Annotated in this window: 16 protein-coding genes; 5 read left to right on the plus strand and 11 right to left on the minus strand. The window is 65.7% G+C overall.

What is annotated here, in order from left to right:
* Positions 1–83: 83 nt before the first annotated feature.
* From NX774_RS11190 to prpB, 6 genes are all read right to left on the minus strand, one after another.
* A complete protein-coding gene (locus NX774_RS11190; RefSeq protein WP_258822253.1) occupies positions 84–1532 on the minus strand; it encodes a bifunctional 2-methylcitrate dehydratase/aconitate hydratase in 1449 nt (482 codons plus the stop codon).
* Positions 1533–1654: 122 nt separating this feature from the next.
* The gene (gene prpF, locus NX774_RS11195) at positions 1655–2845 is read right to left on the minus strand and encodes a 2-methylaconitate cis-trans isomerase PrpF (RefSeq protein WP_258822254.1); all 1191 of its coding nucleotides are present in this window, start codon (positions 2843–2845) and stop codon (positions 1655–1657) included.
* Between the two features lie 136 nt (positions 2846–2981).
* Positions 2982–5582: a Fe/S-dependent 2-methylisocitrate dehydratase AcnD gene (gene acnD, locus NX774_RS11200; RefSeq protein WP_258822255.1), complete on the minus strand. Its 2601-nt coding sequence runs from the start codon at positions 5580–5582 to the stop codon at positions 2982–2984.
* The gene (locus NX774_RS11205) at positions 5575–6087 is read right to left on the minus strand and encodes a GNAT family N-acetyltransferase (RefSeq protein WP_258822256.1); all 513 of its coding nucleotides are present in this window, start codon (positions 6085–6087) and stop codon (positions 5575–5577) included. The genes acnD and NX774_RS11205 overlap by 8 nt, the downstream gene beginning before the upstream one ends.
* A gap of 20 nt (positions 6088–6107) precedes the next feature.
* Entirely contained in the window at positions 6108–7271 is a 1164-nt protein-coding gene (gene prpC / locus NX774_RS11210) for a bifunctional 2-methylcitrate synthase/citrate synthase (RefSeq protein WP_258822257.1), read from the minus strand.
* Positions 7272–7408: 137 nt separating this feature from the next.
* Entirely contained in the window at positions 7409–8296 is an 888-nt protein-coding gene (gene prpB / locus NX774_RS11215) for a methylisocitrate lyase (RefSeq protein ID WP_258822258.1), read from the minus strand.
* Positions 8297–8585: 289 nt separating this feature from the next.
* On the opposite strand from prpB, the gene NX774_RS11220 reads away from it, so the two are divergent.
* Positions 8586–10616 carry an acyltransferase family protein gene (locus NX774_RS11220; RefSeq protein ID WP_258822259.1) on the plus strand — a complete coding sequence of 677 codons (2031 nt, stop codon included), beginning with the start codon at positions 8586–8588 and terminating at the stop codon, positions 10614–10616.
* Here the strand turns inward: NX774_RS11220 and NX774_RS11225 are convergent.
* The 3 genes from NX774_RS11225 to NX774_RS11235 form a co-directional block, all read right to left on the minus strand.
* Positions 10588–11136: a hypothetical protein gene (locus NX774_RS11225; RefSeq protein ID WP_258822260.1), complete on the minus strand. Its 549-nt coding sequence runs from the start codon at positions 11134–11136 to the stop codon at positions 10588–10590. The genes NX774_RS11220 and NX774_RS11225 overlap by 29 nt on opposite strands.
* A 256-nt stretch (positions 11137–11392) precedes the next feature.
* Positions 11393–13060, minus strand: coding sequence for a cation acetate symporter (locus NX774_RS11230; protein ID WP_258822261.1), 1668 nt, complete (start codon positions 13058–13060; stop codon positions 11393–11395).
* Positions 13057–13362, minus strand: a complete 306-nt coding sequence (locus NX774_RS11235) for a DUF485 domain-containing protein (protein ID WP_258822262.1) — start codon at positions 13360–13362, stop codon at positions 13057–13059. The genes NX774_RS11230 and NX774_RS11235 overlap by 4 nt, the downstream gene beginning before the upstream one ends.
* Before the next feature lie 165 nt (positions 13363–13527).
* Between NX774_RS11235 and prpR the strand changes: the two genes are divergently transcribed.
* The 3 genes from prpR (at position 13528) to NX774_RS11250 (ending at position 17925) form a co-directional block, all read left to right on the plus strand.
* Positions 13528–15141, plus strand: coding sequence for a propionate catabolism operon regulatory protein PrpR (gene prpR / locus NX774_RS11240; protein WP_258822263.1), 1614 nt, complete (start codon positions 13528–13530; stop codon positions 15139–15141).
* Between the two features lie 241 nt (positions 15142–15382).
* Positions 15383–16753, plus strand: a complete 1371-nt coding sequence (locus NX774_RS11245) for a pyridoxal-phosphate dependent enzyme (RefSeq protein WP_258822264.1) — start codon at positions 15383–15385, stop codon at positions 16751–16753.
* Positions 16750–17925 carry a trans-sulfuration enzyme family protein gene (locus NX774_RS11250; protein WP_258822265.1) on the plus strand — a complete coding sequence of 392 codons (1176 nt, stop codon included), beginning with the start codon at positions 16750–16752 and terminating at the stop codon, positions 17923–17925. The genes NX774_RS11245 and NX774_RS11250 overlap by 4 nt, the downstream gene beginning before the upstream one ends.
* An 11-nt stretch (positions 17926–17936) precedes the next feature.
* Here the strand turns inward: NX774_RS11250 and NX774_RS11255 are convergent, their stop codons facing one another.
* Complete coding sequence (locus NX774_RS11255) at positions 17937–19643, minus strand: methyl-accepting chemotaxis protein (RefSeq protein WP_258822266.1); 1707 nt, start codon at positions 19641–19643, stop codon at positions 17937–17939.
* A gap of 162 nt (positions 19644–19805) precedes the next feature.
* On the minus strand, positions 19806–23156 hold the full coding sequence (locus NX774_RS11260) for a S41 family peptidase (RefSeq protein WP_258822267.1): 3351 nt from the start codon (positions 23154–23156) through the stop codon (positions 19806–19808).
* Positions 23157–23366: 210 nt separating this feature from the next.
* On the opposite strand from NX774_RS11260, the gene NX774_RS11265 reads away from it, so the two are divergent.
* Positions 23367–25739 (plus strand): HD domain-containing phosphohydrolase, encoded by a 2373-nt coding sequence (locus NX774_RS11265; RefSeq protein WP_258822268.1) that lies wholly within the window; start codon positions 23367–23369, stop codon positions 25737–25739.
* Positions 25740–25755: the final 16 nt, after the last annotated feature.

Below are 25755 nucleotides of genomic sequence, written 5' to 3' on the forward strand. Positions count from 1 at the left end.
CTCGAATTGATTTGGATCATAAACCACAATCTTGCGTCCCGGGCAAAAAAACTGAACGGCGCGCCGGCGCTACCCATACGGCATCAAATCACGTACATGCCGACGTAATCGTTGACCGCCATGCGCTCCAGCGCCTCCTGATCCAGCGATGCGGCGAGGATCGTCTCCTGCTGCCGCGGCGGGAAGCGGCGCGCAAGGTTGGTGCGGAACTTTGCAAGCAGCAGCGGCAGCCCTTCGGCACGGCGCCGCGCGTGGCCCAGCGGGTACTCGACCAGCACCTCGTCAAAGCGCGTGCCGTCGCCAAATTCGACCGTGACGCCGTTCGGGATCGCGCGCCGCGCGGGGTCGTGGTACGCGGCGGAGAACGCCGGCTCCTCGACGCACACGATCTTCGCGCGCAGCGCGTCGATGCGCGGGTCGGCGACGACATCATCCTCGTAGTCGGCCGCCGTAAGCCTGCCGTGGATCAGCGGCAGCGCCACCATGTACTGGATGCAGTGGTCACGGTCGGCGGGATTGTCGAGCGGGCCATGCTTGTCGATGATGCGCATGCAGGCCTCGTGGGTGCGAATGGTGACGCGGGCGATGTCGTCGCTGCGCTTGCCGGCCCTGGCCATCGCCGCGTAGATGGTCATCGCCGCCTCCACCGCCGTCTGGGCATGGAACTCTGCGGGGTACGAGATCTTGAAGAGCACGTTCTCCATCACGTACGAGCCGTACGGCCGCTGGAACCGCAGCGGCTGGCCCTTGAACAGCACGTCGTAGAAGCCCCAGGTGCGGGCGGTGAGCGCGCTCGGGTAGCCCATCTCGCCCTTCTCGGCCATCAGCGCAAGCCGCACGCCGCGGCTGGTCGCGTCGCCCGCCGCCCACGATTTGCGCGAGCCGGTGTTGGGCGCCTGGCGGTAGGTGCGCAGCGCCTGTCCGTCCACCCAGGCCTGCGACACCGCCGCCAGCATCTCGTTGCGCGACAACCCAAGCAGCTGCGCCACCACCGCGCAGGTGGCCACCTTGACCAGCACCACGTGGTCCAGGCCAACCTTGTTGAACGAATTTTCGAGCGCGATGCAGCCCTGGATCTCGTGCGCCTTGATCATGGCCGTGAGCACGGCGCGCATCGGGAGCGGCGGCTTGCCGTTGGCGGCGGCGCGCCGCGACAGCCAGTCCGCCACTGCGAGGATGCCGCCCAGGTTGTCCGACGGATGGCCCCATTCGGCTGCCAGCCAGGTGTCGTTGAAATCGAGCCAGCGCACCATGGCGCCGATGTTGAAGGCCGCCTGCACCGGGTCCAGTTCGAACTGCGTGCCGGGCACGCGGGCGCCGTACGGCACCACGGTGCCGTGCACGATTGGGCCGAGGAGCTTGGTGCAGGCCGGGTAGCCTAGCGCTTCCAGGCCGCAGCCGAGGGTATCGAGCAGGCAGTGGCGGGCGGTATCGTACGCGAGCGGCGAAGTGATTTCATAGTCGCGTACATAGTCGACGATGTCGGAGATGACGTCGTCGTAGGGGTGGCCGATGTTGGCGGCTTCGGGCATGGCGGACCTCCACAAGCATGGACACCACCCGATTCTACTCGTAGGGTGGGCACTTGTGCCCACGCGGTCCGCACGCGCCTTGTGCAGCGGCGTGGGCTCAAGAGCCCACCCTACGATTTACATCAGAACGCGTCGCCCGGAACGCGCACCCAGCCTTCCATCAGCACGCGCGCACTGCGGCTCATGATGGCCTTGTTGACGCTCCATTCGCCGTTCACCTGGCTCGCCTCGGCGCCAACCCGCAGCGTGCCGGACGGATGGCCGAAGCGCACCGCATTGCGTTCGCCGCCGCCGGCCGCCAGGTTCACCAGCGTGCCCGGAATCGCCGCAGCGGTGCCGATCGCGACCGCCGCCGTGCCCATCATCGCGTGGTGCAGCTTACCCATCGACATGGCACGCACCAGCAGGTCGATGTCGCCAGCCTTGACCGGCTTGCCGCTGGACGCCACATAGTCGGCCGGCTTGGCCACGAACGCGACCTTGGGCGTGTGCTGGCGCTTTGCGGCCTCGTCCACATGCTTGATCAGGCCCATGCGCACTGCCCCGTGCGCGCGGATCGTCTCGAACATGGCAAGCGCCTTCGGGTCGCCGTTGATCGCTTCCTGCAGCTCGGTGCCGGTGTAGCCGATCGCCTCGGCGTTCACAAAAATGGTCGGGATGCCGGCATTGATCATGGTCGCCTTGAGCGTGCCCACGCCTGGCACTTCGAGGTCATCGACCAGGTTCCCGGTCGGGAACATCGAACCGCCCGCGCCCTCTTCCTCGGCTGCCGGGTCCATGAATTCAAGCTGCACTTCCGCAGCCGGGAAGGTCACGCCATCCAGTTCGAAGTCGCCGGTTTCCTGCACCGCGCCGCCCGTCATCGGCACATGCGCGATGATGGTCTTGCCGATGTTGGCCTGCCAGATGCGCACCGTGGCCACGCCATCGGGCGGGATGTTGGCCAAGTCGACCAGGCCGTTGGTGATCGCGAACGGGCCGACCGCCGCGGACAGGTTGCCGCAGTTGCCACTCCAGTCCACGAACGGCTTGTCGATCGAGACCTGGCCGAACAGGTAGTCCACGTCGTGGTCCGGCCGCGTGCTCTTGGCGACGATCACCGTCTTGCTGGTGCTCGAGGTCGCGCCGCCCATGCCGTCGATCTGCTTGCCGTACGGGTCGGGGCTGCCGATCACGCGCATGAGCAGCTGGTCGCGCGCCTCGCCCGGCACCTGCGCGCGCTCGGGCAGGTCCTGCAGGCGGAAGAACACGCCCTTGCTGGTGCCACCTCGCATGTAGGTGGCGGAGATTTTGATTTGTGCTACGTGTGCCATATTGTTAGCTCCTGCTTCGTCGTTCCCGCGGAGGCGGGAACCCATAGACAGTGTGCGGAAGAGTTGAAGCCGACTGTTTCGCACACTCAGCATGGGTCCCCGCCTGCGCGGGGACGACGGCTTTTAGGTTGCGGATTTAAGCAGCGACCTTCGACGAGGCCAGGAAGTCCTGCGCAAAGCGCTGCAGCACGCCGCCCGCTTCGTAGATCGACACTTCCTCGGCCGTATCGAGCCTGCAGGTCACCGGCACCTCGACGGTCTCGCCGTTCTTGCGGTGGATGACCAGCGTGAGCGTTGCACGCGGCGTGCGCTCGCCCACCACGTCAAAGGTCTCGGTGCCGTCGATGCCCAGCGTGAGGCGGTTGGTGCCCGGCTTGAACTCCAGCGGCAGCACGCCCATGCCCACCAGGTTGGTGCGGTGGATACGCTCGAAGCCCTCGGCCACGATGGCTTCCACACCCGCCAGGCGCACGCCCTTGGCCGCCCAGTCGCGCGACGACCCCTGGCCGTAGTCGGCGCCGGCAATGATGATCAGCGGCTGCTTGCGCTCCATGTAGATCTCGATCGCTTCCCACATGCGCGTGACCTTCCCTTCCGGCTCCACGCGTGCCAGCGAACCCTTCTTGACCTGCCCGTCGACCACGGCCATCTCGTTGATGAGGGTCGGGTTGGCAAAGGTCGCGCGCTGCGCGGTCAGGTGGTCGCCGCGGTGCGTTGCGTACGAGTTGAAGTCTTCTTCCGGCAGGCCCATCTTGGCCAGGTACTCGCCGGCCGCGCTGCTGGCCAAAATGGCGTTGGACGGCGACAGGTGATCGGTGGTGATGTTGTCGCCCAAAACCGCCAGCGGACGCATGGCCTTGAGCGTGCGCTCGCCGGCCAGCGCGCCTTCCCAGTACGGCGGACGGCGGATGTAGGTGCTCATCGCTCGCCAGTCGTACAGCGGGCTGACCTGCTCGGTGCTCTCTTCCTGCTTGGCGAACATCGGCACGTACACCTTGCGGAACTGCTCCGGCTTGACGCTCTTCTCGATCACCGCGTCGATCTCTTCGTCCGTCGGCCAGATGTCGGCCAGCGTGACCGGCTTGCCCTGCGCGTCCGTCCCCAGCACGTCCTTCTCGATGTCGAAGCGCACCGTGCCCGCGATCGCGTAGGCGATCACCAGCGGCGGCGAGGCCAGGAAGGCCTGCTTGGCGTACGGGTGGATGCGGCCGTCGAAGTTGCGGTTGCCCGACAGGACGGCGGTGGCGTACAGGTCACGCTCGATGATCTCCTGCTGGATCTTGGGATCCAGCGCGCCGCTCATGCCGTTGCAGGTGGTGCAGGCAAAGGCGACCACGCCAAAGCCCAGCTTTTCCAGCTCCGGCAGCAGCCCGGCTTCTTCCAGGTACAGCGACACCGCTTTCGAACCCGGCGCGAGCGAGCTCTTGACCCAGGGCTGGCGCACCAGGCCGCGCTGGTTGGCGTTACGCGCCAACAGGCCCGCGGCGATCATGTTGCGCGGGTTGTTGGTGTTGGTGCAGCTCGTGATCGCGGCGATGATGACGGCGCCGTCGGGCATCTGACCCGGCTCGTGCGCCACGTTGCCGTTGGCGATGCCGCGCGCAGCCAGCTCGCTGGTCGGCACGCGCTTGTGCGGGTTCGACGGGCCGGCGATGTTGCGCACCACGGTGGACAGGTCGAACTTGAGCACGCGCTCGTATTCCGCGTGTTTCAGCGTGTCGGCCCACAGGCCGGCTTCCTTGGCATAGGTCTCGACCAGCGCCACCTGCTCGTCCTCGCGGCCGGTGAGCTTGAGGTACTTGATGGTCTGCTCATCGATGTAGAACATCGCGGCGGTCGCGCCAAACTCCGGCGCCATGTTCGAGATGGTCGCGCGGTCGCCCAGCGTCAGGCTGTCTGCGCCCTCGCCATAGAACTCCAGGTAGGCCGAGACGACTTTTTCCTTGCGCAGGAATTCGGTCAGCGCCAGCACCACGTCGGTGGCGGTGATGCCCGGCTGCCGTTTGCCCGACAGCTCGACACCAACGATATCCGGCAGGCGCATGTACGAGGCACGGCCCAGCATCACGCTCTCTGCCTCCAGGCCGCCCACGCCGACCGCGATCACGCCCAGCGCGTCGACCATCGGGGTGTGCGAGTCGGTGCCGACCAGCGTGTCGGGGAACGCCACGCCATCCTTCACCTGGATCACGGGGCTCATGCGCTCCAGGTTAATCTGGTGCAGGATGCCGTTCCCCGGCGGGATCACGTCGACGTTCTTGAACGCCTTCTTGGTCCAGTTGATGAAATCGAAGCGGTCTTCGTTACGGCGATCCTCGATGGCGCGGTTCTTGGCGAAGGCATCCGGGTCGAAGCCGCCGCACTCGACTGCCAGCGAGTGGTCCACCACCAGCTGGGTCGGCACCACCGGGTTGACCAGCGCCGGGTTGCCGCCCTCGGCAGCGATGGCGTCGCGCAGGCCGGCCAGGTCCACCAGCGCGGTCTGGCCCAGGATGTCGTGGCAGACCACGCGCGCCGGGAACCACGGAAAGTCGAGATCGCGCTTGCGCTCGATGAGCTGCTTGAGCGAGGGCACCAGCGCCTGCGGCTCGCAGCGGCGCACCAGGTTCTCGGCCAGCACACGCGAGGTGTACGGCAGCTTGTCGTATGCGCCCGGCTCGATCGCATCGACTGCGGCGCGCGCGTCGAAGTAATGCAGGTTCGTGCCGTGCAGGGGTTTTAGGTAGGAGCTATTCATTGTTCGAGTGATCCAGTATGAGTTGCCTGTGCTGTTTGCCGTAATAACGGCCCTCGTGCAGCAAGGCGTCGGGTTCGAGTCCGAATAATTTGAAACCGAAGGCTTCGTACAGGCGTTCCGCGCGCGCGTTCCCGTCGGTGAGCGCGAGCGTGATCTGCCTGATGGTGCCGAGCGAGCGCGCGAAGTCGATCAGGTGGGCGATCAACAGGCGCCCGATGCCGCGCGCCTGCCGGCTGCTATCCACGATCAGGCTGTTCAAACTGGCCGAATGGCGCAGCCGGCTGCCCTCCTGTGTGCGCAGCGCGATCGTTCCTACGAGTTCATCGCCATCGAAGGCGCCGAACCAGTAGTCGCCGGCCTTCGCCAGGCGCGCGGCGTGCCACGCTTCGTCCTGTCGCAACGCGTCCTCATAGGCCGGGCCATGCATCAACTGGAAGTTGCGCAGGCTGGCCAGACGCAGCACGCGGTAGCGCCGGGCGTCAGATGCGCCCAGCGGGCGCACCACGATTCCTTCGGCCCCGGGCGTCACTTGCGCTCGGCCAGCGGCACGAACTTCAGGTCTTCCGGACCGACGTAGTTCGCGCTCGGACGGATGATCTTGTTATCGATGCGCTGCTCGATGATGTGAGCGGCCCAGCCGGAGGTGCGCGAGATCACGAACAGCGGCGTGAACATCGCGGTCGGCACGCCCATCATGTGGTACGACACGGCCGAGAACCAGTCCAGGTTCGGGAACATCTTCTTCACTTCCCACATCACCGACTCCAGGCGCTCGGCGATGTCGAACATCTTCATCGAGCCGGCCTGCTGCGAAAGCGTGCGCGCCACTTCCTTGATGACCTTGTTGCGCGGGTCGGAAATCGTGTACACCGGGTGGCCGAAGCCGATCACCACTTCCTTGTTCGCCACGCGGTTGCGGATGTCGGCTTCCGCCTCGTCCGGGTTCTCGTAGCGCTTCTGGATGTCCAGCGCCACTTCGTTGGCGCCGCCGTGTTTCGGGCCGCGCAGCGCGCCGATCGCGCCGGTGATGGCCGAGTAGATGTCCGAGCCGGTGCCGGCGATCACGCGCGAGGTGAAGGTCGAGGCGTTGAACTCGTGTTCAGCGTACAGGATCAGCGAGGTGTGCATCGCCTTGACCCATTCGTCGGACGGCTTCTCGCCGTGCAGCAGGTGCAGGAAGTGGCCGCCGATCGAGTCGTCGTCGGTTTCCACGTCGATGCGCTTGCCATTGTGGCTGAAGTGGTACCAGTACAGCAGCATCGAGCCGAACGAAGCCATCAGGCGGTCGGCGATGTCGCGCGCGCCGGCGATGTTGTGGTCGTCCTTCTCGGGCAGCACGCAGCCCAGGGTGGACACGCCCGTGCGCATCACGTCCATCGGGTGGCTCGATGCCGGCAGCGCCTCGAGCGCAGCCTTGACGGCTTGCGGCAGGCCGCGCAGCGCCTTGAGCTTGAGCTTGTAGCCCTTCAGTTCGGCGGCGGTCGGCAGCTTGCCGTGCACGAGCAGGTAGGCGATTTCTTCGAATTCGCAGGTGTCGGCGACGTCGAGGATGTCGTAGCCGCGGTAGTGCAGGTCGTTACCCGAGCGGCCCACCGAGCACAGCGCGGTGTTGCCAGCGGCGACGCCGGACAGCGCCACGGATTTCTTGGGCTTGAAGGTTGGGGTTTCGGACGTGGTTTGGTTGGTCATTGCGGATCTCCTTAGTTATGTTGTGCGTAGGGTGGGCAGATTTTCTGCCCACGCGTTCAACCGCGCTCGGAACAGCCGGTGCGCCTGTTCATGCGACAGCTGGACGCGTGGGCAGCAGAGCTGCCCACCCTACCGGTTCATTTGGTTTTAGCCTGCGCAAACAGCGCGTCGAGCTTCTGCTCGTAGCTGTGATAGTCGATGCGGTCGTACAGTTCGGCGCGGGTCTGCATGGTATCGACCACGTTCTTTTGGGTGCCGTCGCGGCGGATCGCGTTGTACACGTTCTCGGCCGCCTTGTTCATCGCGCGGAACGCCGACAGCGGGTACAGCACGATATCAACGTCCGCGCCCCTCAGTTCGTCGGTAGTGAACAGCGGGGTCGCGCCGAATTCGGTGATGTTGGCCAGGATCGGCACCTTCACCGCCTTCTTGAATTGCGAGTACATCTCAAGGCTCGTGATCGCCTCGGGGAAGATCATGTCCGCGCCGGCTTCGACGCAGGCCACGGCGCGTTCCACGGCCGCTTCCAGCCCTTCGACGGCCAGCGCGTCGGTGCGCGCCATGATGACGAAGTTCTCGTCGGTGCGGGCGTCGGCGGCGGCCTTGATGCGGTCCACCATCTCCTGCTTGGTCACGATTTCCTTGTTCGGGCGGTGGCCGCAGCGCTTGGCGCCAACCTGGTCTTCGATGTGCACGGCGGCGGCGCCGAACTTGATCATCGAGCGCACGGTGCGCGCCACGTTGAAGGCGGAAGAGCCAAAGCCGGTGTCCACATCCACCAGCAGCGGCAGGTCGCACACGTCGGTGATGCGGCGCACGTCGGTCAGCACATCGTCCAGGCCAGAGATGCCAAGGTCAGGCAGGCCGAGCGAACCGGCGGCAACCCCGCCACCGGACAGGTAGATGGCCTTGAAGCCGGCGCGCTTGGCCAGCAGCGCATGATTGGCGTTGATCGCGCCGATGACCTGCAGCGGCGATTCTTCCTGGACTGCGCGACGGAACAGCGCGCCTGGTGTTGGTTTCATGAGTAATCCCTTCAGCTGTTTCAAGGTGTGGTGATGGCCACTGTTATGCAAGCCCCATGCCAGCAGTCGCCTCCCCTGGAGAATCCCTTGATTTTCAACGGTTCAGGCAGGGAGCGGCGCGCGCCCGCCGTGCCCCCGTCGGACCACAGGCGTCGCACGCGTTTCATGCTGAAACACAGCTGCAACGCCGCGCGGAACAAGGGGAATATTGCTGCGCACGATTGAGACGCTGGTTTGACACGACTTAATACATGAGCAACACTAAATTTCCAGGCTCATCCACTGAAAAATGGACTACCAGCGCGACATCCAACAGTTCTTCAAATCAAGTACCCCACACCGCCTCAGCTACCGCCCGGACATCGACGGCCTGCGCGCGGTGGCGGTTTGCCTTGTCGTGTTGTTCCACGCCTGGCCAAACTGGCTGCGGTCCGGGTTCATCGGCGTGGACGTATTTTTCGTCATCTCGGGCTTCCTGATCACGTCGATCATTTTGGACGACCTGGAACGCGGCAGCTTCAGCATCCGCGAGTTCTATGTGCGCCGCATCAGGCGCATCTTTCCGGCCTTGATCACGGTGGTGGCCGCAACGCTGCTGTTCGGCTGGTACGTGCTGCTCCACCACGAGTTCGCCCAGCTGGGCAAGCACATCACTGCCGCTGCCACCTTCCTGTCCAACCTCGTGCTGTGGAACGAGTCCGGCTACTTCGACAACGACCACACTACCAAACCGCTGCTGCATTTGTGGTCGCTGGGCGTGGAGGAGCAGTTCTACCTGGTCTGGCCAGTGATGCTGGCCCTGTGCTACCGCAGGCGCGGCGGCATCCTGGCGTTCCTGGCCATCACGCTCGGCGCCTCGTTCCTGTACGGGCTGTACGCCACCTACAACGCGCCGGCAGAAGCCTACTATTCGCCGGTCACGCGCTTCTGGGAGCTGGCGTCCGGCGGCATGGTGGCTTACCTGCTGTCTGGGCGCGAACAGCCGATGCCGGCGCGCGCGCTGCTATCGGCGGGCGGCATCCTCCTGCTTGCACTGGGCTGCGTGTTCATCAACGGGCAGACTGCTTTTCCCGGCGCCTGGGCGTTGCTGCCGGTTGCCGGCACCAGCGCCTTGATCATGGCGGGCAACGAAGGCTGGATCAACCGGCACCTGCTCGGCAACCCGCTGATGGCCAGGATCGGCCTGGTCAGCTACCCGTTCTACCTGTGGCACTGGCCCCTGCTCTCGTTCGGCTACATCATCGAAGGCGAAAAGCCGTCGGCACAGGCCAAGGCCGTGCTCGTGCTCGCGTCCTTCGTGCTGGCCGTGCTCACCTGGCGCCTGATCGAGCGGCCAATCCAGAAAAGCCCGAAGCGCGTGCGTGCGATCAAGGCGCTGGTCACGGCGATGATTTGCTTCGGCGTGGCCGGCGCGCTGGCAAACAGCGGCCTGCTGCGCGAGCGCATTCCCGGCAACGGCACGGACAAGTACCTGCGCGCGCTGAACGACCTGGGTTTCCCGCAGCCGGCCATGAAATCGCTGCGGTATCACGGATCGCTGTTCCACACGCTTGCGGGGAATGGCGAGGGCACCACCGTGCTGGTGGGCGACTCCGTGATGGAACAATATGCGCCGCTGGTGGCGGAAGGGTTGCGAACCTCGCGCTTCGACCGCAAGTCCGTCATTTTTGCCACGGCCGGCGGCTGCCCGCCGATCCGGGGAGCGGTGCGCTTGCCGAAGATCCGTTTTCCGACTTGCACGCAGACGGTGATCGACGCCTACGACCTGGCTGCCTCGCCCGAGGTGGACACGGTGGTCATCGCCGCCGCCTGGTACGGCTATTTCACGCCTTACCAGGATGAAGTCGAGATGCCGGTGGGCGACAAGCTCGAACAATTCCCGTCCAAGCCCGCGCACGAAGCGGCATATGCGTCGATGCTGCAGGCAATTCGCCAACTGCGCCAACAAGGCAAGCGCGTGTACCTCGTGCTGCAGCCGCCCACCGGTGACAAGTTCGACCCGCGTTCGATGATCACCGGCTCACGCTTCGACGAAATGATGCCGCGCACCGACATGCCGCCCTTCCTGGTCAGCGAGTTCCGCCAGGTGAATGCCGAGCCAATCGCAAGGCTGCGGGAGATCGCGCACCAGACCGGGGCCATCGTCATCGATCCGGTGGACTACTTGTGCAAGGACGGCACCTGCCCGGTGGTCAACACGATTGGCGAGCCGATCTACACCGACCCGGTGCACATGCGACCCTACTTCGTGCGCACCGTGCGCTATCTCGACGACGCCCTGTCCAGCCAGGTTAAGCCGCCGTCTCGTCAGAGGCAGTGAGGTCGGCTTGAACCACTGGTTGGGCGACATTGGCATTTACCGGTGCCCTCAGCAGCCATTGTGCGCCCTGGAGTTTGGAAAATGACTCAATAGGGCTAAACACCTTCTGAAAGGTACTACCAGTTACTGTGGCCAGATGGGCCCGCAGATATGGTACCAATGTGGTGCAAGGGCAATACACAACCTTTGTCAGCCGGGAACCATTCATCAAGGCGCAAAAAGCACCCTCAAAGCCGTCGAAATGTGTGTTCACAAGGTCGGGAATGCTCCCCGCGCCTCTGGCGTGACCGAAGTTAAAGTTGAATTGGTCGTCATGACTAACTTTGTATTCATATTTACGACCATCGGGACCAATGCCATCGGCCCCCCGGTTGGAAACGTGAAGTCGGTGGCCCAGAAAGTGAGCGAGCAAAATCTCGCCGACGCGTCCCTTGGAAAGACTAGCGCCCAGTTGGAGTCTTTGTAACTCATCAAGCGCGTTTCGAAGATGTTCGGCAAGGGAGTCGTAAGGGTGAGGCATGGCGGCTTACCTTGTTATCAACTGCTTATTTGTCAGGACCGGTTGCGCCGTTATGAAGGCCGCAAGCCGTCATGCAGAGTGGTTCGATCACCCGCAAATTTAAGGCTCAGTGTACGGCCTCCGTTGAACTAGTAGCAAGCTGGTATTGTTGTGCGTTCTGAAGCACGTCAGGGAGTAGTGCTCCCCTCCCACGAGGCCGACCACAAAAACAAAAAGCCCCGCTTGCGCGGGGCCTGGCTTTGGAGGAAGCCGAAACTTAGTGGGCGCTTGCGGCCGCGGCGCCGATGCCAGTCTCCGAACGCAGTTCCTGCGCTTCGTAGCCGGCGCGGTCAATGCGTGCACGCTCGCTCTTGTCCGTGATCGAGAACAGCCAGATACCGACGAAGCCAACGATCATCGAGAACAGAGCCGGCGAGGTGTACGGGAAGATCGGGGCTGCGTGACCCAGCACGTCCACCCACACCGACTTGGACACGACCGTCAGGCCAACCGCGGTGGCCAGGCCAAGGAAGCCGCCGATGGTGGCGCCACGGGTGGTGCAATCCTTCCACAGCACCGACATGAACAGCACCGGGAAGTTGGCCGAGGCCGCGATTGCGAAGGCCAGCGACACCATGAACGCGATGTTCTGCTTCTCGAAGGCGATGCCCAGGCCGACGGCGATGATGCCCAGCGCGATGGTGGTGAGCTTCGACACCTTCAGCTCGTCCGCGTTGGTGGCCTTGCCCTTCTTGATGACGGTCGCGTACAGGTCGTGCGACACGGCGGTGGCGCCCGACAGGGTCAGCCCGGCAACCACGGCAAGGATGGTCGCGAACGCCACGGCCGACATAAAGCCGAGGAATGCATTGCCGCCCACGGCGTTGGCCAGGTGCACCGCAGCCATGTTGTTACCGCCCAGCAGTTTGCCCGCAGCGTCCTTGAAGTCCGGGTTGGTGCCAACCAGCACGATCGCGCCGAAGCCGATGATGAAGGTCAGGATGTAGAAGTAGCCGATCCAGGTGGTTGCCCACAGCACCGACTTGCGCGCCTCTTTGGCGCTCGGCACGGTGAAGAAACGCATCAGGATGTGCGGCAGGCCGGCGGTGCCGAACATGAGCGCCATGCCGAACGAGATCGCCGAGATCGGGTCCTTGATGAAGGTGCCCGGGCCCATGATCGCGGAACCCTTCTTGTGCACTTCAACCGCCTTGGAGAACAGCGCTTCCGGGCTGAAGCCGTAGTTGGCCAGCACCATCAGGGCCATGAACGAGGCGCCGCCCAGCAGCAGCACGGCCTTGATGATCTGCACCCAGGTGGTGGCGGTCATGCCGCCGAACAGCACGTACACCATCATCAGCGTGCCAACCAGCACGACGGCGATCCAGTAGTCCAGGCCGAACAGCAGCTTGATCAGCTGGCCGGCGCCGACCATCTGCGCGATCAGGTAGAACGCCACCACGACCAGCGTGCCGCAAGCCGAGAACACGCGGATCGGGGTCTGCTTGAAGCGGTACGCGGCCACGTCGGCAAAGGTGTAGCGGCCCAGGTTGCGCAGGCGCTCGGCCATCAGGAAGGTGATGACCGGCCAGCCAACCAAAAAGCCGATCGCGTAGATCAGGCCGTCGTAGCCGTCAGCGAACACGGCGGCGGAAATGCCGAGGAAGGAAGCGGCCGACATGTAGTCGCCTGCGATGGCCAGGCCGTTCTGGAAGCCGGTGATGCCGCCGCCGGCGGTGTAGAAGTCGGCTGCGGATCGGGTGCGCTTGGCGGCCCACTTGGTAATGAACAGGGTCAGGATCACGAAACCGGCGAACAGCGTGATCGCGGTCCAGTTGGTTGCCTGTTTTTGCGCCTGGCCCAGGTCGGGCGAGGCGAAGGCGACGCCGGCGGCGCCCAGCAGTGCGAGCGCGGCCAGGCCGCGTTTGAGGACGGCGGCGTTCATGCTTTCACCTTTGCGCGGATGGCAGCAGTCAGCTCGTCGTACTCATTGTTCGCACGGCGCACGTAAATACCGGTGATGAGAACGGTGAACAGGATGACAAAAAGGCCAGCGGGGATACCCCAGGTCATCGCCCCTTCACCGATCTTGCCACCCATCAGCTCCTTGTTGAATGCGATCAGCAGGATGTAGCCGTAATAGACGGCCATCATGCCCCAGGTGAGGGTCCAACCGAAGCGGGAGCGCTTGCTCACCAGCTTCTGATAGTTCGGGTCGCCCTTGATGGTTTGCACCAGGTTTTCCACTTATGTCTCCTATTCATTATCTTTATTTCTGCCAGTTGGCGAATGCATCCTACGGACGACTTCTTACCCCTCGCTTACGCTCGCTTACGGCAGGCTTACGGAAACTGAGCATTCTCCGGCGTTTCATTGAAACACCAGCTCTGAAAAATGAACTACACTTGAAACATGTCCACCTCGCTCCGCTCCCCGGCCGACGCCCCCGACAAACCAGTCATCTGGACCGTCTCGGTTTCCCGCCTGGCTGACCTGTTCCGCGACATCACGCTCGAATTCGACCACCTGGCCACGATCGAGCCGATCGCGCTTGGCTTTGACGAGGCCGCGCGCCACATCCGCGAGCGCATGGCCACCGAGCGCTGCGACGTGGTCATCGCCGCCGGGTCGAACGCGGCCTACCTGAAAGGCCGGGTGTCGGTGCCGGTGGTCGCGGCCAAGGCCAGCGGCTTCGACGTGATGCAGGCGCTCACGCGCGCGCGCCGCGTGTCCGACAAGATCGCGGTCATCACCTACCAGGAAATGCCGCAGCTGGCCGAATTTGCGGCCACCTTCGGGCTGTCGATCGCGCAGCGCACCTACACCACCGACGAGGATGCGCGCGCCAGCATCAGCGAGCTGAAGGCGGCCGGCGTCAAGGTGATCGTGGGCGCCGGCCTGATCACCGACCTGGCCGAGGAAGCCGGGCTGACCGCCGTGTTCATGTACTCGGCCGCGTCGATCCGCCAGGCCTTTGAGGACGCGCTGGAGATGGCGCGCCTGACGCAACTGGAAGCGTCGCGCCGCCAGAAGGCACAGGTGCCCGAGACGCTGCGCGCGCGCCGGGGCCTGGCCGACCTGCGCGGCGAATCGGCCGCAATGGAGCGGCTGCGCCAGTCGGTGGTGCTGTACGCGCGCTCGCCGGCCACCGTGCTGATCCAAGGCGAAACCGGCAGCGGCAAGGAACTGGTGGCGCAGGCGATCCACCGCGAGGCGCCACGCAGCCTGGGCGCCAACCGGCCTTTCGTGGCGGTCAACTGCGGCGCGATCGCCGAGTCGCTGCTGGAATCGGAACTGTTCGGGCACGAGGAAGGCGCCTTCACCGGCGCGCGCCGCGGCGGCCACGCCGGGCTGTTCGAGGCGGCCAACAAGGGCACCCTGTTCCTGGACGAGATCGGCGAAATGCCGCTGGCGCTGCAGACGCGCCTGTTGCGGGTGCTGGAAGAGCGCGAGGTGATGCGCGTCGGCGGCACGCGCCCGGTGCCGATCGACGTGCGCGTCATCAGCGCCACCCACTGCGACCTGGAAGCGCGCGTGCGCGAAGGACGCTTTCGCGCCGACCTGTTCTACCGGCTGGCGGTGCTGCGGCTGTCGCTGCCGCCGCTGCGCGAACGCACCGGCGACATCGTCGGGCTGGCCGAGTGGTCGCTCAAGAACGCGCTGGCCTCGCTGGGCACGCGGCCGCACCCGAACCTGCGGGCCGAGCTGAACGCCTGTGCGCCGCTGCTGGAGCACTACCGCTGGCCCGGCAACGTGCGCGAACTGCGCAACCTGATGGAACGGCTGGCGCTGTTCCTGGCGGCCGAACCGCTGCAGGCGCTCACGCCGAGCTTTTTGCTGTCGATTGCGCCCGAGCTGGCCAGGGCCGAGGCACCGGCGAGCGGGCCGATCACGGTGGCGCCGGCGCTGGAACACGAGACCGCGGCCGAGGTGCTGGCGCGCTTCGGCGGGCAGCGCGAGGCGGCAGCGCGGTACCTGGGTATCAGCCGCACCACGCTGTGGCGGCGGCTGAGGGATGGGAGCTAGCAAAGCCGGCCTTCCCTACCCCTCGCCCGTCGTCCCCGCGCAGGCGGGGACCCATGGACCGCGTGGATGGCCGAGGCACCAGCCGGAGGCCAACATGCTCAGCATGGGTCCCCGCCTGCGCGGGGACGACGATGTGCTGTGTGGCAAGCGCTCGCACAGTCCATCCACGTCAATACCCTACCCCACCAACAGCGCACAATCCCCCAATTAGCGGCGCGTCCGTCGCCGCCCTGGAGGAGATATGCCACAACAAGCAGCATTGTTCTCGCTCATCGGCAACACGCCGCTGGTCGAGGTCACCCGCATGGACACTGGCCCGTGCCAGCTGTTCCTCAAGCTCGAGTCGCAAAACCCGGGCGGCTCGATCAAGGACCGCATCGGCCGCGCCATGATCGAACAGGCCGAGGCCGACGGCAAGCTCGGGCCCGGGGGCACCGTGGTCGAGGCCACCGCCGGCAACACCGGCATCGGCCTGGCGCTGGTCGCCCGCATCAAGGGCTATCGCGTGGTGCTGGTGGTGCCGGACAAAATGGCCGCCGAAAAGGTGCTTCACCTGAAGGCGCTGGGCGCCGAAATCCACCTTACCCGCTCGGACGTTGGCAAGGGCCATCCCGAGTACTACCAGGACTACGCCGCGCGGCTGGCGCGCGAGATCCCGGGCGCCTGGTACGCGGACCAGTTCAACAACCCGGCCAACCCGCGCGCGCACGAAACCACGACCGGCCCCGAGCTGTGGGAACAGTCCGGGCACGACCTGGACGCCATCGTCGTGGGCGTGGGCTCGGGCGGCACGCTCACCGGCCTGTCGCACTACTTCAGCAAGGTGCAGCCGCACACGGAATTCGTGCTGGCCGACCCGCGCGGCTCGATCCTGGCCGAGTACGTGAACACCGGCCGCTTGTCCGAAGTGTCCGGCTCGTGGGCGGTGGAAGGCATCGGCGAAGACTTCATTCCTGCCAACGCCGACCTGTCGCGCGTGCGCACCGCCTACACCATCAGCGACGAAGAAAGCTTCCACACGGCGCGCGCGCTGCTGCGTAGCGAAGGCATCCTGGCCGGTTCGTCCACCGGCACCCTGCTCGCCGCGGCACTCAAGTACTGCCGCGCGCAGACCATGCCCAAGCGCGTGGCCACCTTCGTGTGCGACACCGGCACCCGCTACCTGACCAAAGTGTACAGCGACGGCTGGATGGTGGACCAGGGCCTGCTCGAGCGGCCCAGGATGGGCGACCTGCGCGACCTGATCGGCCGCCGCTACGATGCCGGCGAGGTGGTCACGGTGGCGCCGTCGGACACCCTGCTCACCGCCTTCAGCCGCATGCGCAGCGCCGACCTGGCGCAGCTTCCGGTCATCGAGAACGGGCGGCTGGCCGGCCTGATCGACGAGTCCGACCTGCTGCTGCACGTGACCAGCGAGGCCGGCCACTTCGGCGCGCCCGTGTCGAGCACCATGACCGCGCAGCTGCGCACGCTGCGGCCGTCGGCCAGCATGCAGGAGCTGCGCGAGATCCTCGACCACGGGCTCACCGCTGTCATCTGCGAGGGGGACCGTTTTTATGGCCTCATCACGCGCTACGACCTTCTCAACCACTTGCGCAGGACGCTATCGTGAGCGAACGACCGCAGCAGCACATCGCCACCCGCGTCATCCACGCAGGCCAGGCGCCCGATCCTTCCACCGGCGCAGTCATGCCGCCGATCTACGCAACCTCGACCTTCGCGCAGGAGAGCCCGGGCGTGCACAAGGGGCTCGACTATGGCCGCTCGCACAATCCCACGCGCTGGGCGCTGGAGCGCTGCGTGGCCGACCTCGAAGGCGGCAGTGCGGCGTTCGCGTTCGCCTCGGGGCTCGCTGCCATCTCGGCGGTGCTGGCGCTGCTGCCGGCCGGCTCGCACGTGGTGGCGGGCGACGACATGTATGGCGGCACCTACCGGCTGTTCGAACGCGTGCTGCGCGCCAGTTCCGGCCACACGTTCAGCTACGCCAACCTGGCCGACACCGCCTCGCTCACGCGGGCGCTGCGTCCAGAGACGAAGCTCGTGTGGATCGAGTCGCCCACCAACCCCATGCTCAAGCTGGCAGACCTGGCCGCCATTGCATCGCTGTGCCGCGAGCGCGGCATCCTGGCCGCATGCGACAACACCTTTGCCAGCCCGATCGTGCAGCGTCCGCTGGAACTGGGCATGGACCTCGTGGTGCACTCGACCACCAAGTACATGAACGGACACTCGGACGTGATCGGCGGCATCGCGGTGACGGGAACCGAGCCGCGCCATGCCGCCCTGCGCGAGCAGCTCGGCTTCATCCAGAACGCCGTGGGCGCGATCCAGGGGCCGTTCGACAGCTTCCTGGTCCTGCGTGGCATCAAGACCCTCGCGCTGCGGGTAGAACGCAGCTGCGCCAATGCGCTGGAACTGGCGCAGTGGCTGGAGCGCGAACCGAAGGTGCGCAAGGTGTTTTATCCCGGCCTGGCATCGCACCCGCAACACGCGCTGGCGCAGCGCCAGATGAACGGCTACGGCGGCATCATCTCCATCGAGCTGGACACAAGCCTGGCCGGCGCGCGGCGTTTCCTGGAGCAGTGCAAGGTCTTCACGCTGGCCGAAAGCCTGGGCGGGGTCGAAAGCCTGATCGAGCATCCCGCGCTGATGACCCACGCAACCATCCCGCCGCAGCAGCGGGCCGAGCTGGGCATCAGCGACACGCTGATCAGGCTGTCGGTGGGCATCGAGCATGTGGACGACCAGCGCGCGGACCTGCGCCGCGCCCTGGCTGCCATTTGACCCGCTGCCAGTCAGGCCTCGGCCATCTCGCGGCTTGGGCGCAGGCTCGCTGCGGTGAGCGTCGCCTGCGCCACGGCCCGCGACGCGCGCCGCGCCGGGGGCAGCGCTACAGCCTGGCGGTCGAAAGACATCGCGAACAAGCGCTCCTGTCCGGCGGCCGCCTCGCTTGCTGTTTGCTCGACCTTAAAGGTGCCGACCAGCGCGGCCAGCTGGCCCGCCTGCTCACGCAGCGCGTCGGCTGCCGACGTGGCCTGTTCGACCAGCGCCGCATTCTGCCGCGTGGCGTCGTCCATGCCGGCGATTGCTTCACCCACCTGGGCAATCCCCGCCGCCTGCTCCGAGCTGGCGTTGTTGATCGCGCCGAGCAGGCCGGTCAGGCGCTGCACGCTGCCGACAATGTCGCGCATGGTGTCGCCCGCCGCGTTCGCGATTCCGGTGCCTGACTCGATTTCGTTGGCCGAATCGGTGATCAGCTTCTTGATGTCCTTGGCCGCCGCTGCCGAACGCTGTGCCAGCGAGCGCACCTCGCCGGCCACCACCGCAAAGCCGCGCCCCTCCTCGCCCGCCCTTGCCGCCTCGACGGCAGCGTTCAGCGCCAGGATATTGGTCTGGAATGCGATCCCGTCGATCACGGCGATGATGTCGACGATGCGGTCGGCCGAGGCGCGGATCGACGCCATCTTGCTGACCATCTGCGCCATCGCCTCGCCACCCGCCAGTGCAACCGATTGAGCGGACTGCGCCAGCTTGCTCGCCTCGCTCGCGCTGTCGCTGTTCTGGCGCACGGTCGAGGTGAGCTCTTCCATCGAAGCGGCAGTTTCCTCGATTGCACCGGCCTGGTGCTCCGTGCGCCGCGACAGGTCGTGGTTACCGGCCGCGATCTGCGCCGAGGCGGCGTCGATCGCGAGCGCGCCGTCCATCACGCGCGCCACCGTGTCCGACATGCTGGCGGTCATGCGGTTGAGCGCGTCGAACAGGCGGCCGATTTCGTCATCGCGCTGGTGTTCGATCGTGGCGCGCAAGTCGCCGGCGGCCACCTGCTCGGCCAGATCGACACCACGACGCAATGGAAGCACGATGTGGCGAACCAGCAACCAGGCCAGCAGGCCGCCGCCGCAGACCGCGATCGCACCCAGCGCAATGATCAGTGCCAGACTGGCGCCGAATGCCTGCTCCGACTCGGCCTGCATGGCACGGGCGCGGGTGGTCTGGTAGGCCAGCAGGCGCGACATGGCGTCGGCGTAGTGCTGGAACGCCGGTTCGAGGCGGCCGCCCACCAGCTGCTCGACTTCCATGACCTTGCCCATGTCCTTGGCGTCGAACACCGCGCGGCGCACGGCTGCCAGCGCCGCTTTGCGCTCCAGGACGGTCTTCATCAGTTGGCGCTCGGCGTCCTGCATGGGCAGCGCGGCGACCGCCTTCTCGATCTCGGCGGCGCGTTTTTCCCCGCGCGCCAGCTCGGCCTGGTAATAGTCGCCCAGTTCCAGGCTGTCGCTGCGCGCGATCGATACGGCCAACAGCTTGTTGAGCTGTGCTACTGAGAGCATCTCGGAGGTCAGCTGCTCCTTCGCCAGCTTGTCGCGCACGAGATCGGAGGCGATCGCGTCCGCCGTGTACATGCGCCAGATCGACACGCTGGAGATCACGGTGATGACGGCCAGGAGGATGGCAAACGCACCGACGATGATGGTGCCAGCTTGGACTTTGGGTAGGCGCATGTTCAGGAACTCGTTGTCTGGTTGCGCCGATTATGGCGAGCCAATATGACAGGCGTGTTACCTGAGCGTCAGCCTTCCCGGTAGGGTGGGCTCTCGAGCCCACGCGGTCCCTCGAAGGCGGGTGAACACGCGTGGGCACAAGTGCCCACCCTACGGGGTATCTCAGCGGCGAATCGCCGGGATCTCGGCCGGCCTGTACGGCGCCACCGGCTCTTCCTTCAGCTTCTTCTCCAGCATCTGGATCGCGACTTCGAGCTGCCGGTCGCGCCCATTGAAGGTCTCGTACGGCAGGTTGTCCACCTCCACGTCCGGCGACACGCCCACGCCTTCGATCAGCCACTTGCCGTCCGCCGCGTACTGGGTGAACTCGGCCACGCGCGCCATGCCGTTATCCAGCAGGCCGTTGCCATCGCTGAGCCACACGCCCGCGCCGGCGGTGCGCTTGCCCACCAGCGGCGCGAGCTTGAGCGCCTTGATGCCGGCCGCGAAGGTCTCGCCGTCCGAGTAGGTCAGCTCGTCCACCAGCACGACCAGGTGGCCGCGGAAGGTGTTCTGCATATTCGGCGACGGCTGGCTGCCGTGCGAGGTCCAGAATGCCCACGCCTTGCGCAGCAGCTTTTCGATGATCCAGCTGTCGATGTTACCGCCGTTGTTGCGGCGTACGTCGATGATCAGCCCATCCTTGTTGACGTTGGCGTAGAAGTCGCGTGCGAAGGCGTCGATGTCGCGCGCCACCATCGCGCGCAGGTGCAGGTAGCCGATCTTGCCCTTCGAAGCCTCGTCCACCTGGCGCGCGCGGCTTTGTTCCCAGTCGGCGTAGCGCAGGCTGGCCTGGCGCGCCATCGGCACCGGCGTCACGATCACGGCGCGTGGCTGCTTTGCGCCCGGGCTCTTCACCTGCAGCAGGACCTGGCGGCCGGCCTGGTTGAGCAGCAGGTCGGCGATGTCGCGCGCCTCGGCCAGCGACTTGCCGTTGACGGCAACGATGATGTCGCCCTCCTGCACGTTCACGTCGGGCGCGGCGAGCGGGCCGCGTTCTTCCGGCAGCTCCGGCTCGCTGCGGTACACGCGGTCCACGCGGTAGCCATCGGCCACGCGCGTGAGCACCGCGCCAAGGCCGGCGGGCACGCCTTCGGCCGGCGGGCGGCGCAGGTCGCCGGGACGGATCTGCGAGTGCAGCGCGCCGACCTCGCTCACCATCATGCCCAGCACGTCGTCCAGCTCGGCGCGGTCGGTGACGCGCTCGACCAGCGGCGCATAGCGCTTGCGCACGCCGTTCCAGTCCACGCCGCGCATTTTGGTGTCGTACAAGAAGTCGCGGTGCATGCGCCAGGCATCGTTGAACATCTGCGTCCATTCCATGCGCGGGTTCGATACGATGGTCCAGTCGTCGATCTTGATCCTCGCCTTCGACAGGTCGGCCGGTGCCTTGGCGCCCGCCTCCACCATCAGCATCTCGCCCGGGCCGGACGGTGCCGCGGTGCGGTAGAAAACATGCTTGTTGTCGGTAGTGAGGCCGAATTCGCGCACGTTGGACGCGAAGGTTTCCAGCTGCGGCGAGGTGCGGCTGATCGCCAGCGTCTTGAGCGTGCCCTTGCGCGGCTCGTCGGACTCGAGCAGGTACAGGCGCTTCTCGTCCACCGCCAGCGCGCGGTAGTTGCCCGGCGCGACCGGCACCTCGTACAGGCGGTCCTTCAGTCCCGCGTACATCACCGCCGGAATCGACGGCTTCTTCTCGGCGGGCCTGGCCACGGTCTTGTCCGCGCCCTTGGCGTCGGCGATCGCCGCAGCGACCACCTTCTCGGCCACCGCAACCGTCTCGGACGATTTGCTGTCCGCCGCTGGCTTGTCGTCGGGCCGCGAGAGCTCGTCGTCCGGCTTGAACGGGAAGCGCGTACCGCTCTGCAGCGCCAGCGCGAACACGCCCACGCGCTTGTCGAACACCGGGCCCATGTTGCGGTCGCCCCAAGGCGAGGCGTTACCCAGGTTGAAGTGGCGCGCCGACAGGAAGTACAGCCACTTCCCGTCCGGAGAAAACGCGGGCGAGCTCGCGGCGTAGCGGTCGGTGGTCACGAACGCAAGCTGCTTGCTGTCCAGGTTGAACATGCCGATCTGGTTGCGCTGCTCGGTGCTCCCCACGCGCACGAACGCAAGGTTGCGGCTGTCCGGCGACCATACCACCTGGTCGGAACGGTCGATGCCCAGCTTGCCGGCGTCGTCGATCACTAAGTTTGCCCTGGTGGCCAGGTCGAGCAGCCAGGTGCGGCCATGCTTGTCGGTGTGCGCCAGCCATTTGCCGTCCGGGGACGGGTACAGCGCCCAGCGGTGGTTGCCGGCGCCGTCGCCGGTCAGCATGTCGCCGTGGCCCGATCCGTCGGCGGCGTAGCGCCAGATCTCGTTCTCGCCGCTGGTGTCGGCGATCGCGTAGATCCACTTGTCGTCGTGGCTGAACACGGCGCCGCGCGCCCGCGCGCCTTCCGGCACCGCGATTTCGACGCGGCGCTGGCTGCCAGTACCGGCCACGGTCACGCGGCCGCGCGCGGTCAGCACGATGCGCTCGGCCTTGCTGGCCACTTCGATGCCGGTGAGCGCGTCCAGCGGCGAGCGCACCAGGCGCGTGCGCAGCTGGTCGAAGTCCGATACCAGGCTGGCCTTGACCAGCTTGTCGCTGCCTGCCGCGATGTCGTACACGTGCAGGTCCGCGCCCAGCTGGTAGGCGATGCGGCCGTCGCCCAGCGATGCGTTCCTGACGTCCCATTCCTTGTGGTGCGTGAGCAGCTTGCGGTCGCTGCCGTCCGGGAGCGCGGACCACAGGTTGTCGCTGCCGCCGTCGTCGCTGATGAAGTACAGGCGGCCGTTCCACCACATCGGGCGCTTGTTGTTGGCCAGGTCGTCCTTGAACAGCAGCTCGGCCTCGCGCTTGGCGGACAGGTCGAAGCGCCACAGCTGGGCATGGGCGCCGCCGCGGTAGGCCTTGACGTTATCGTTGGTCATGGCCAGGCCCATGCGCGTGAAGTACACGTAACGGCCCGTGTCGTCGAGCACGGCATCGTTGGCGTCGGCCAGCGGCAGCACGCGCCGTTTCATCGACTGCGGTTCGATCGCGGCGATCACACGGTGCTTGGCCGGGCCGGTGCTGTTCTCGGTGCTCACCAGGACCTCGCCCTGCGGCGTCCAGCCCAGCACCAGCACGTTGCCGTTCTCGAAGCTCAGGCGCTTGGGCAGTCCGCCATCGAGCGGCATCACATAGGCTTCCTGCGCCCCTTCGTACGAGGCGGTGAAGGCGACCAGCTTGCCGTCCTGAGAAATGGCGGCGTTGGTTTCCGCGGCCGGGTGCGTAGTCAGGCGCTGCGCCTTGCCGCCCTCGACCGAGGCGCGCCATAAATCGCCCTCGGCGGTGAACACAAGCGCGTCGCCGCGGATGGCGGGGAAGCGGAGATAAGGATCGGCGGCGCTTGCCTGGCTGCCGGCCAGGGCCAGCGACAGCGCGATGATGGTGCGGCACACGTTCATGTTTCAGTGCAAGATGGGTTGCGGGAAGGCATGAGTTTGCCACAGGCATTCCCCGAGTGGCGGGTCAGGCGCAGTACGCGAGCGCGTTTTGTTGGGCGGATGCCCCAGCGGTACCGGTGTCCAGGCATATCGTCGAAATTTGACCTGAGTCATGTTTTTTCTGTTACAAAACTGCATAGACTTACCGCCGGTCTGTCGAGGTGACCATTAATGAAAAGAAACGAGTTACGCAAAGTCCTCATTCTGGATGCGAGCGCCGCCGACGCCGCTCAGATGACCTCGGTGATGGAAAGGGATGGATTTGCCTTCGAAGCCAAGCGCGTTGAAGACCGGGCCTCTTTCCTGCAAGCCCTTGAAGGCTTCGCGCCGGATCTCGTCCTGGTCGAGCACGGGACTCCCGGACTTGACGGGAGGGCCGCCATCGAGCTGGCCAGGAAGACCTGTCCCGAGGCGCCGGTGGTTGTCGTCTCGTGCGCGCTGGGCGACGAGCTGGCGACGGAGTTGCTGAAAACCGGGGCGAAGGACTACGTACTCAAATCGAACCTTGACCGGCTGGTGCCGGTCATCACCCGCGCCCTGACCGAGGAATACGCAATCCGCGAGCGCAAGCGTATCGAGCGGGAGCTGAGGGAATCGCATGCGCTCCTGAAAGGGCTCTGCAACGCAATCCCGGTCGGCGTGGTGGTGCGGGACCAGGATGGGCTGATCACTTTCGTCAACAATGAGGCCGAGCGCGTGATCGGGATGAGTTGGCAGGAGCTGGTCGGGCAGCGTTCGAAAGTTGCCGAACGCCACGCCACCAATGAGCAAGGACATCCGCTGGCCGAGACGGACATGCCCCACATGACTGTCCTGCGGACTGGCGAGCCAGTGCGGATGTTCCGGATGGAAACCGACGGGCCGGGACACAGGCTGAAACTCCTGGTCAACGCGGCGCCGCTGCAGGTCAAGGACGGCCAGGTCGTGTCGGTAGTGACGACCCTGGAAGACGTGACCCAGCTTGGCGAAACGCTGGAGCTGCTGGCGCGCCGCGAACAGGAGCTGCACCTGGCGCTCCGGGCCGCACGCATGATCACCTGGGTGCTGACGGTGCCCGGTATGGAACTATCCCATTCGGAGGAAGCCGCGGAGTTCTTTGAACGGCCAGCCGGCTTTACGGTTCCAAGTCTCGAGCGTTTCCTGGAGATCGTCCACCCGGACGACCACGAGGAAGTGACGACATCGCTCGCGCACGCCATTGCCGAAGGCCCGCAATACAAGTCGGAATGCCGCGTCCAGATGGGCGATGGCAGGTGGCGCTGGTTCTCCATCCAGGGCGACGTGGTGCGCGATGCTGCAGGAACGGCGCTCAAGCTGGTCGGCGTCATTTGGGACAGCCACGAACGCAAGGAAGACGACATCGCCCTGCGTCGCGCGAACCGGGCACTGCAGGTCATCTCTGCCGTCAACGATGAGCTCATCCATGCAAGCGATGTGCAGGCACTGCTCGACAGCGTATGCCGGGTCACCGTGGAAACCGGCGGCTACGCGCTCGCATGGGTCGGCAAACTGGAATACGCCCCCGTCAAGCGCGCCCGGTTGGTCTCGCAATACGGGTGCGCAGGCAACATGGCCAACCTCGATATCCGGTGGGACGATTCGATCTACGGGCAAGGCCCCACCGGACAAGCGATCAAGACGCGTCAGGCCAAGGTCGTCAACCAGATCCCCGACGCGGCCAGCCTTGAACCGTGGCGGGCCGCCGTCGCGGGCCGCTTTGGGTCCGGCATTTGGCTTCCCCTGATCCACCAGGACGACGTGCTCGGCACCCTGACCATCTACGCGCAGGAGCAGAACGCCTTTTCCCCGACCGAGGTTGCGCTGCTCAATGACCTGGCCGATGACCTGGCATACGGGATGGCCAGCATCGCCGCCAGGACGGAGCGTGACCGCATTCGCATCGAGAACGACAAGTATCAAGCCCAATTGCAGCGCAGCCTGGTCGCGTCCATCCAGACGCTGTCCACCATGCTGGAAATGCGCGATGCCTACACTGCGGGCCACCAGCATCGCGTGGCCATGCTGTGCGAGGCGATCGCTCGCGAACTGGGACTGGACGAACACCGGATCGAAGGGCTGCGCCTTGCCGCCAGCGTGCATGACGTGGGCAAGATCCGGGTGCCGTCGGAAATCCTGAACAAGCCGGGGCGGCTGGAAGACGTCGAGTTCAGCCTGATCAAGCTGCACCCCAAGACCGGCTATGAAATCCTGAAGGATGTCGAGTTCCCGTGGCCGATCGCCCGCATCGTGCTGGAACACCACGAGCGGATGGATGGGACGGGCTATCCGAGGGGCCTGCGGGGCGATGAAACCCTGTTGGAGTCGCGCATCGTGATGGTGGCTGACGTGGTGGAAGCGATGGTCTCGCACCGGCCCTATCGGCCAGGCCTGGGCCTGCAGGCGGCGCTGGCGGAAATCCGGGCGCACCGCGGAAGCTGGTACGACCCCGCCGTGGTGGACGGGTGCCTTGCGGTATTCGATTCAGGGAAATTCAGCTTCGAGGCAGAGTTCGCCTCGCGCCCTGCACTCGGCACCGCCGCTTGACGCCGCCTTGTAGGGT

The sequence above is a fragment of the Massilia agilis genome, from assembly GCF_024756255.1.
GTDB classification, from domain to species: domain Bacteria; phylum Pseudomonadota; class Gammaproteobacteria; order Burkholderiales; family Burkholderiaceae_D; genus Telluria; species Telluria agilis.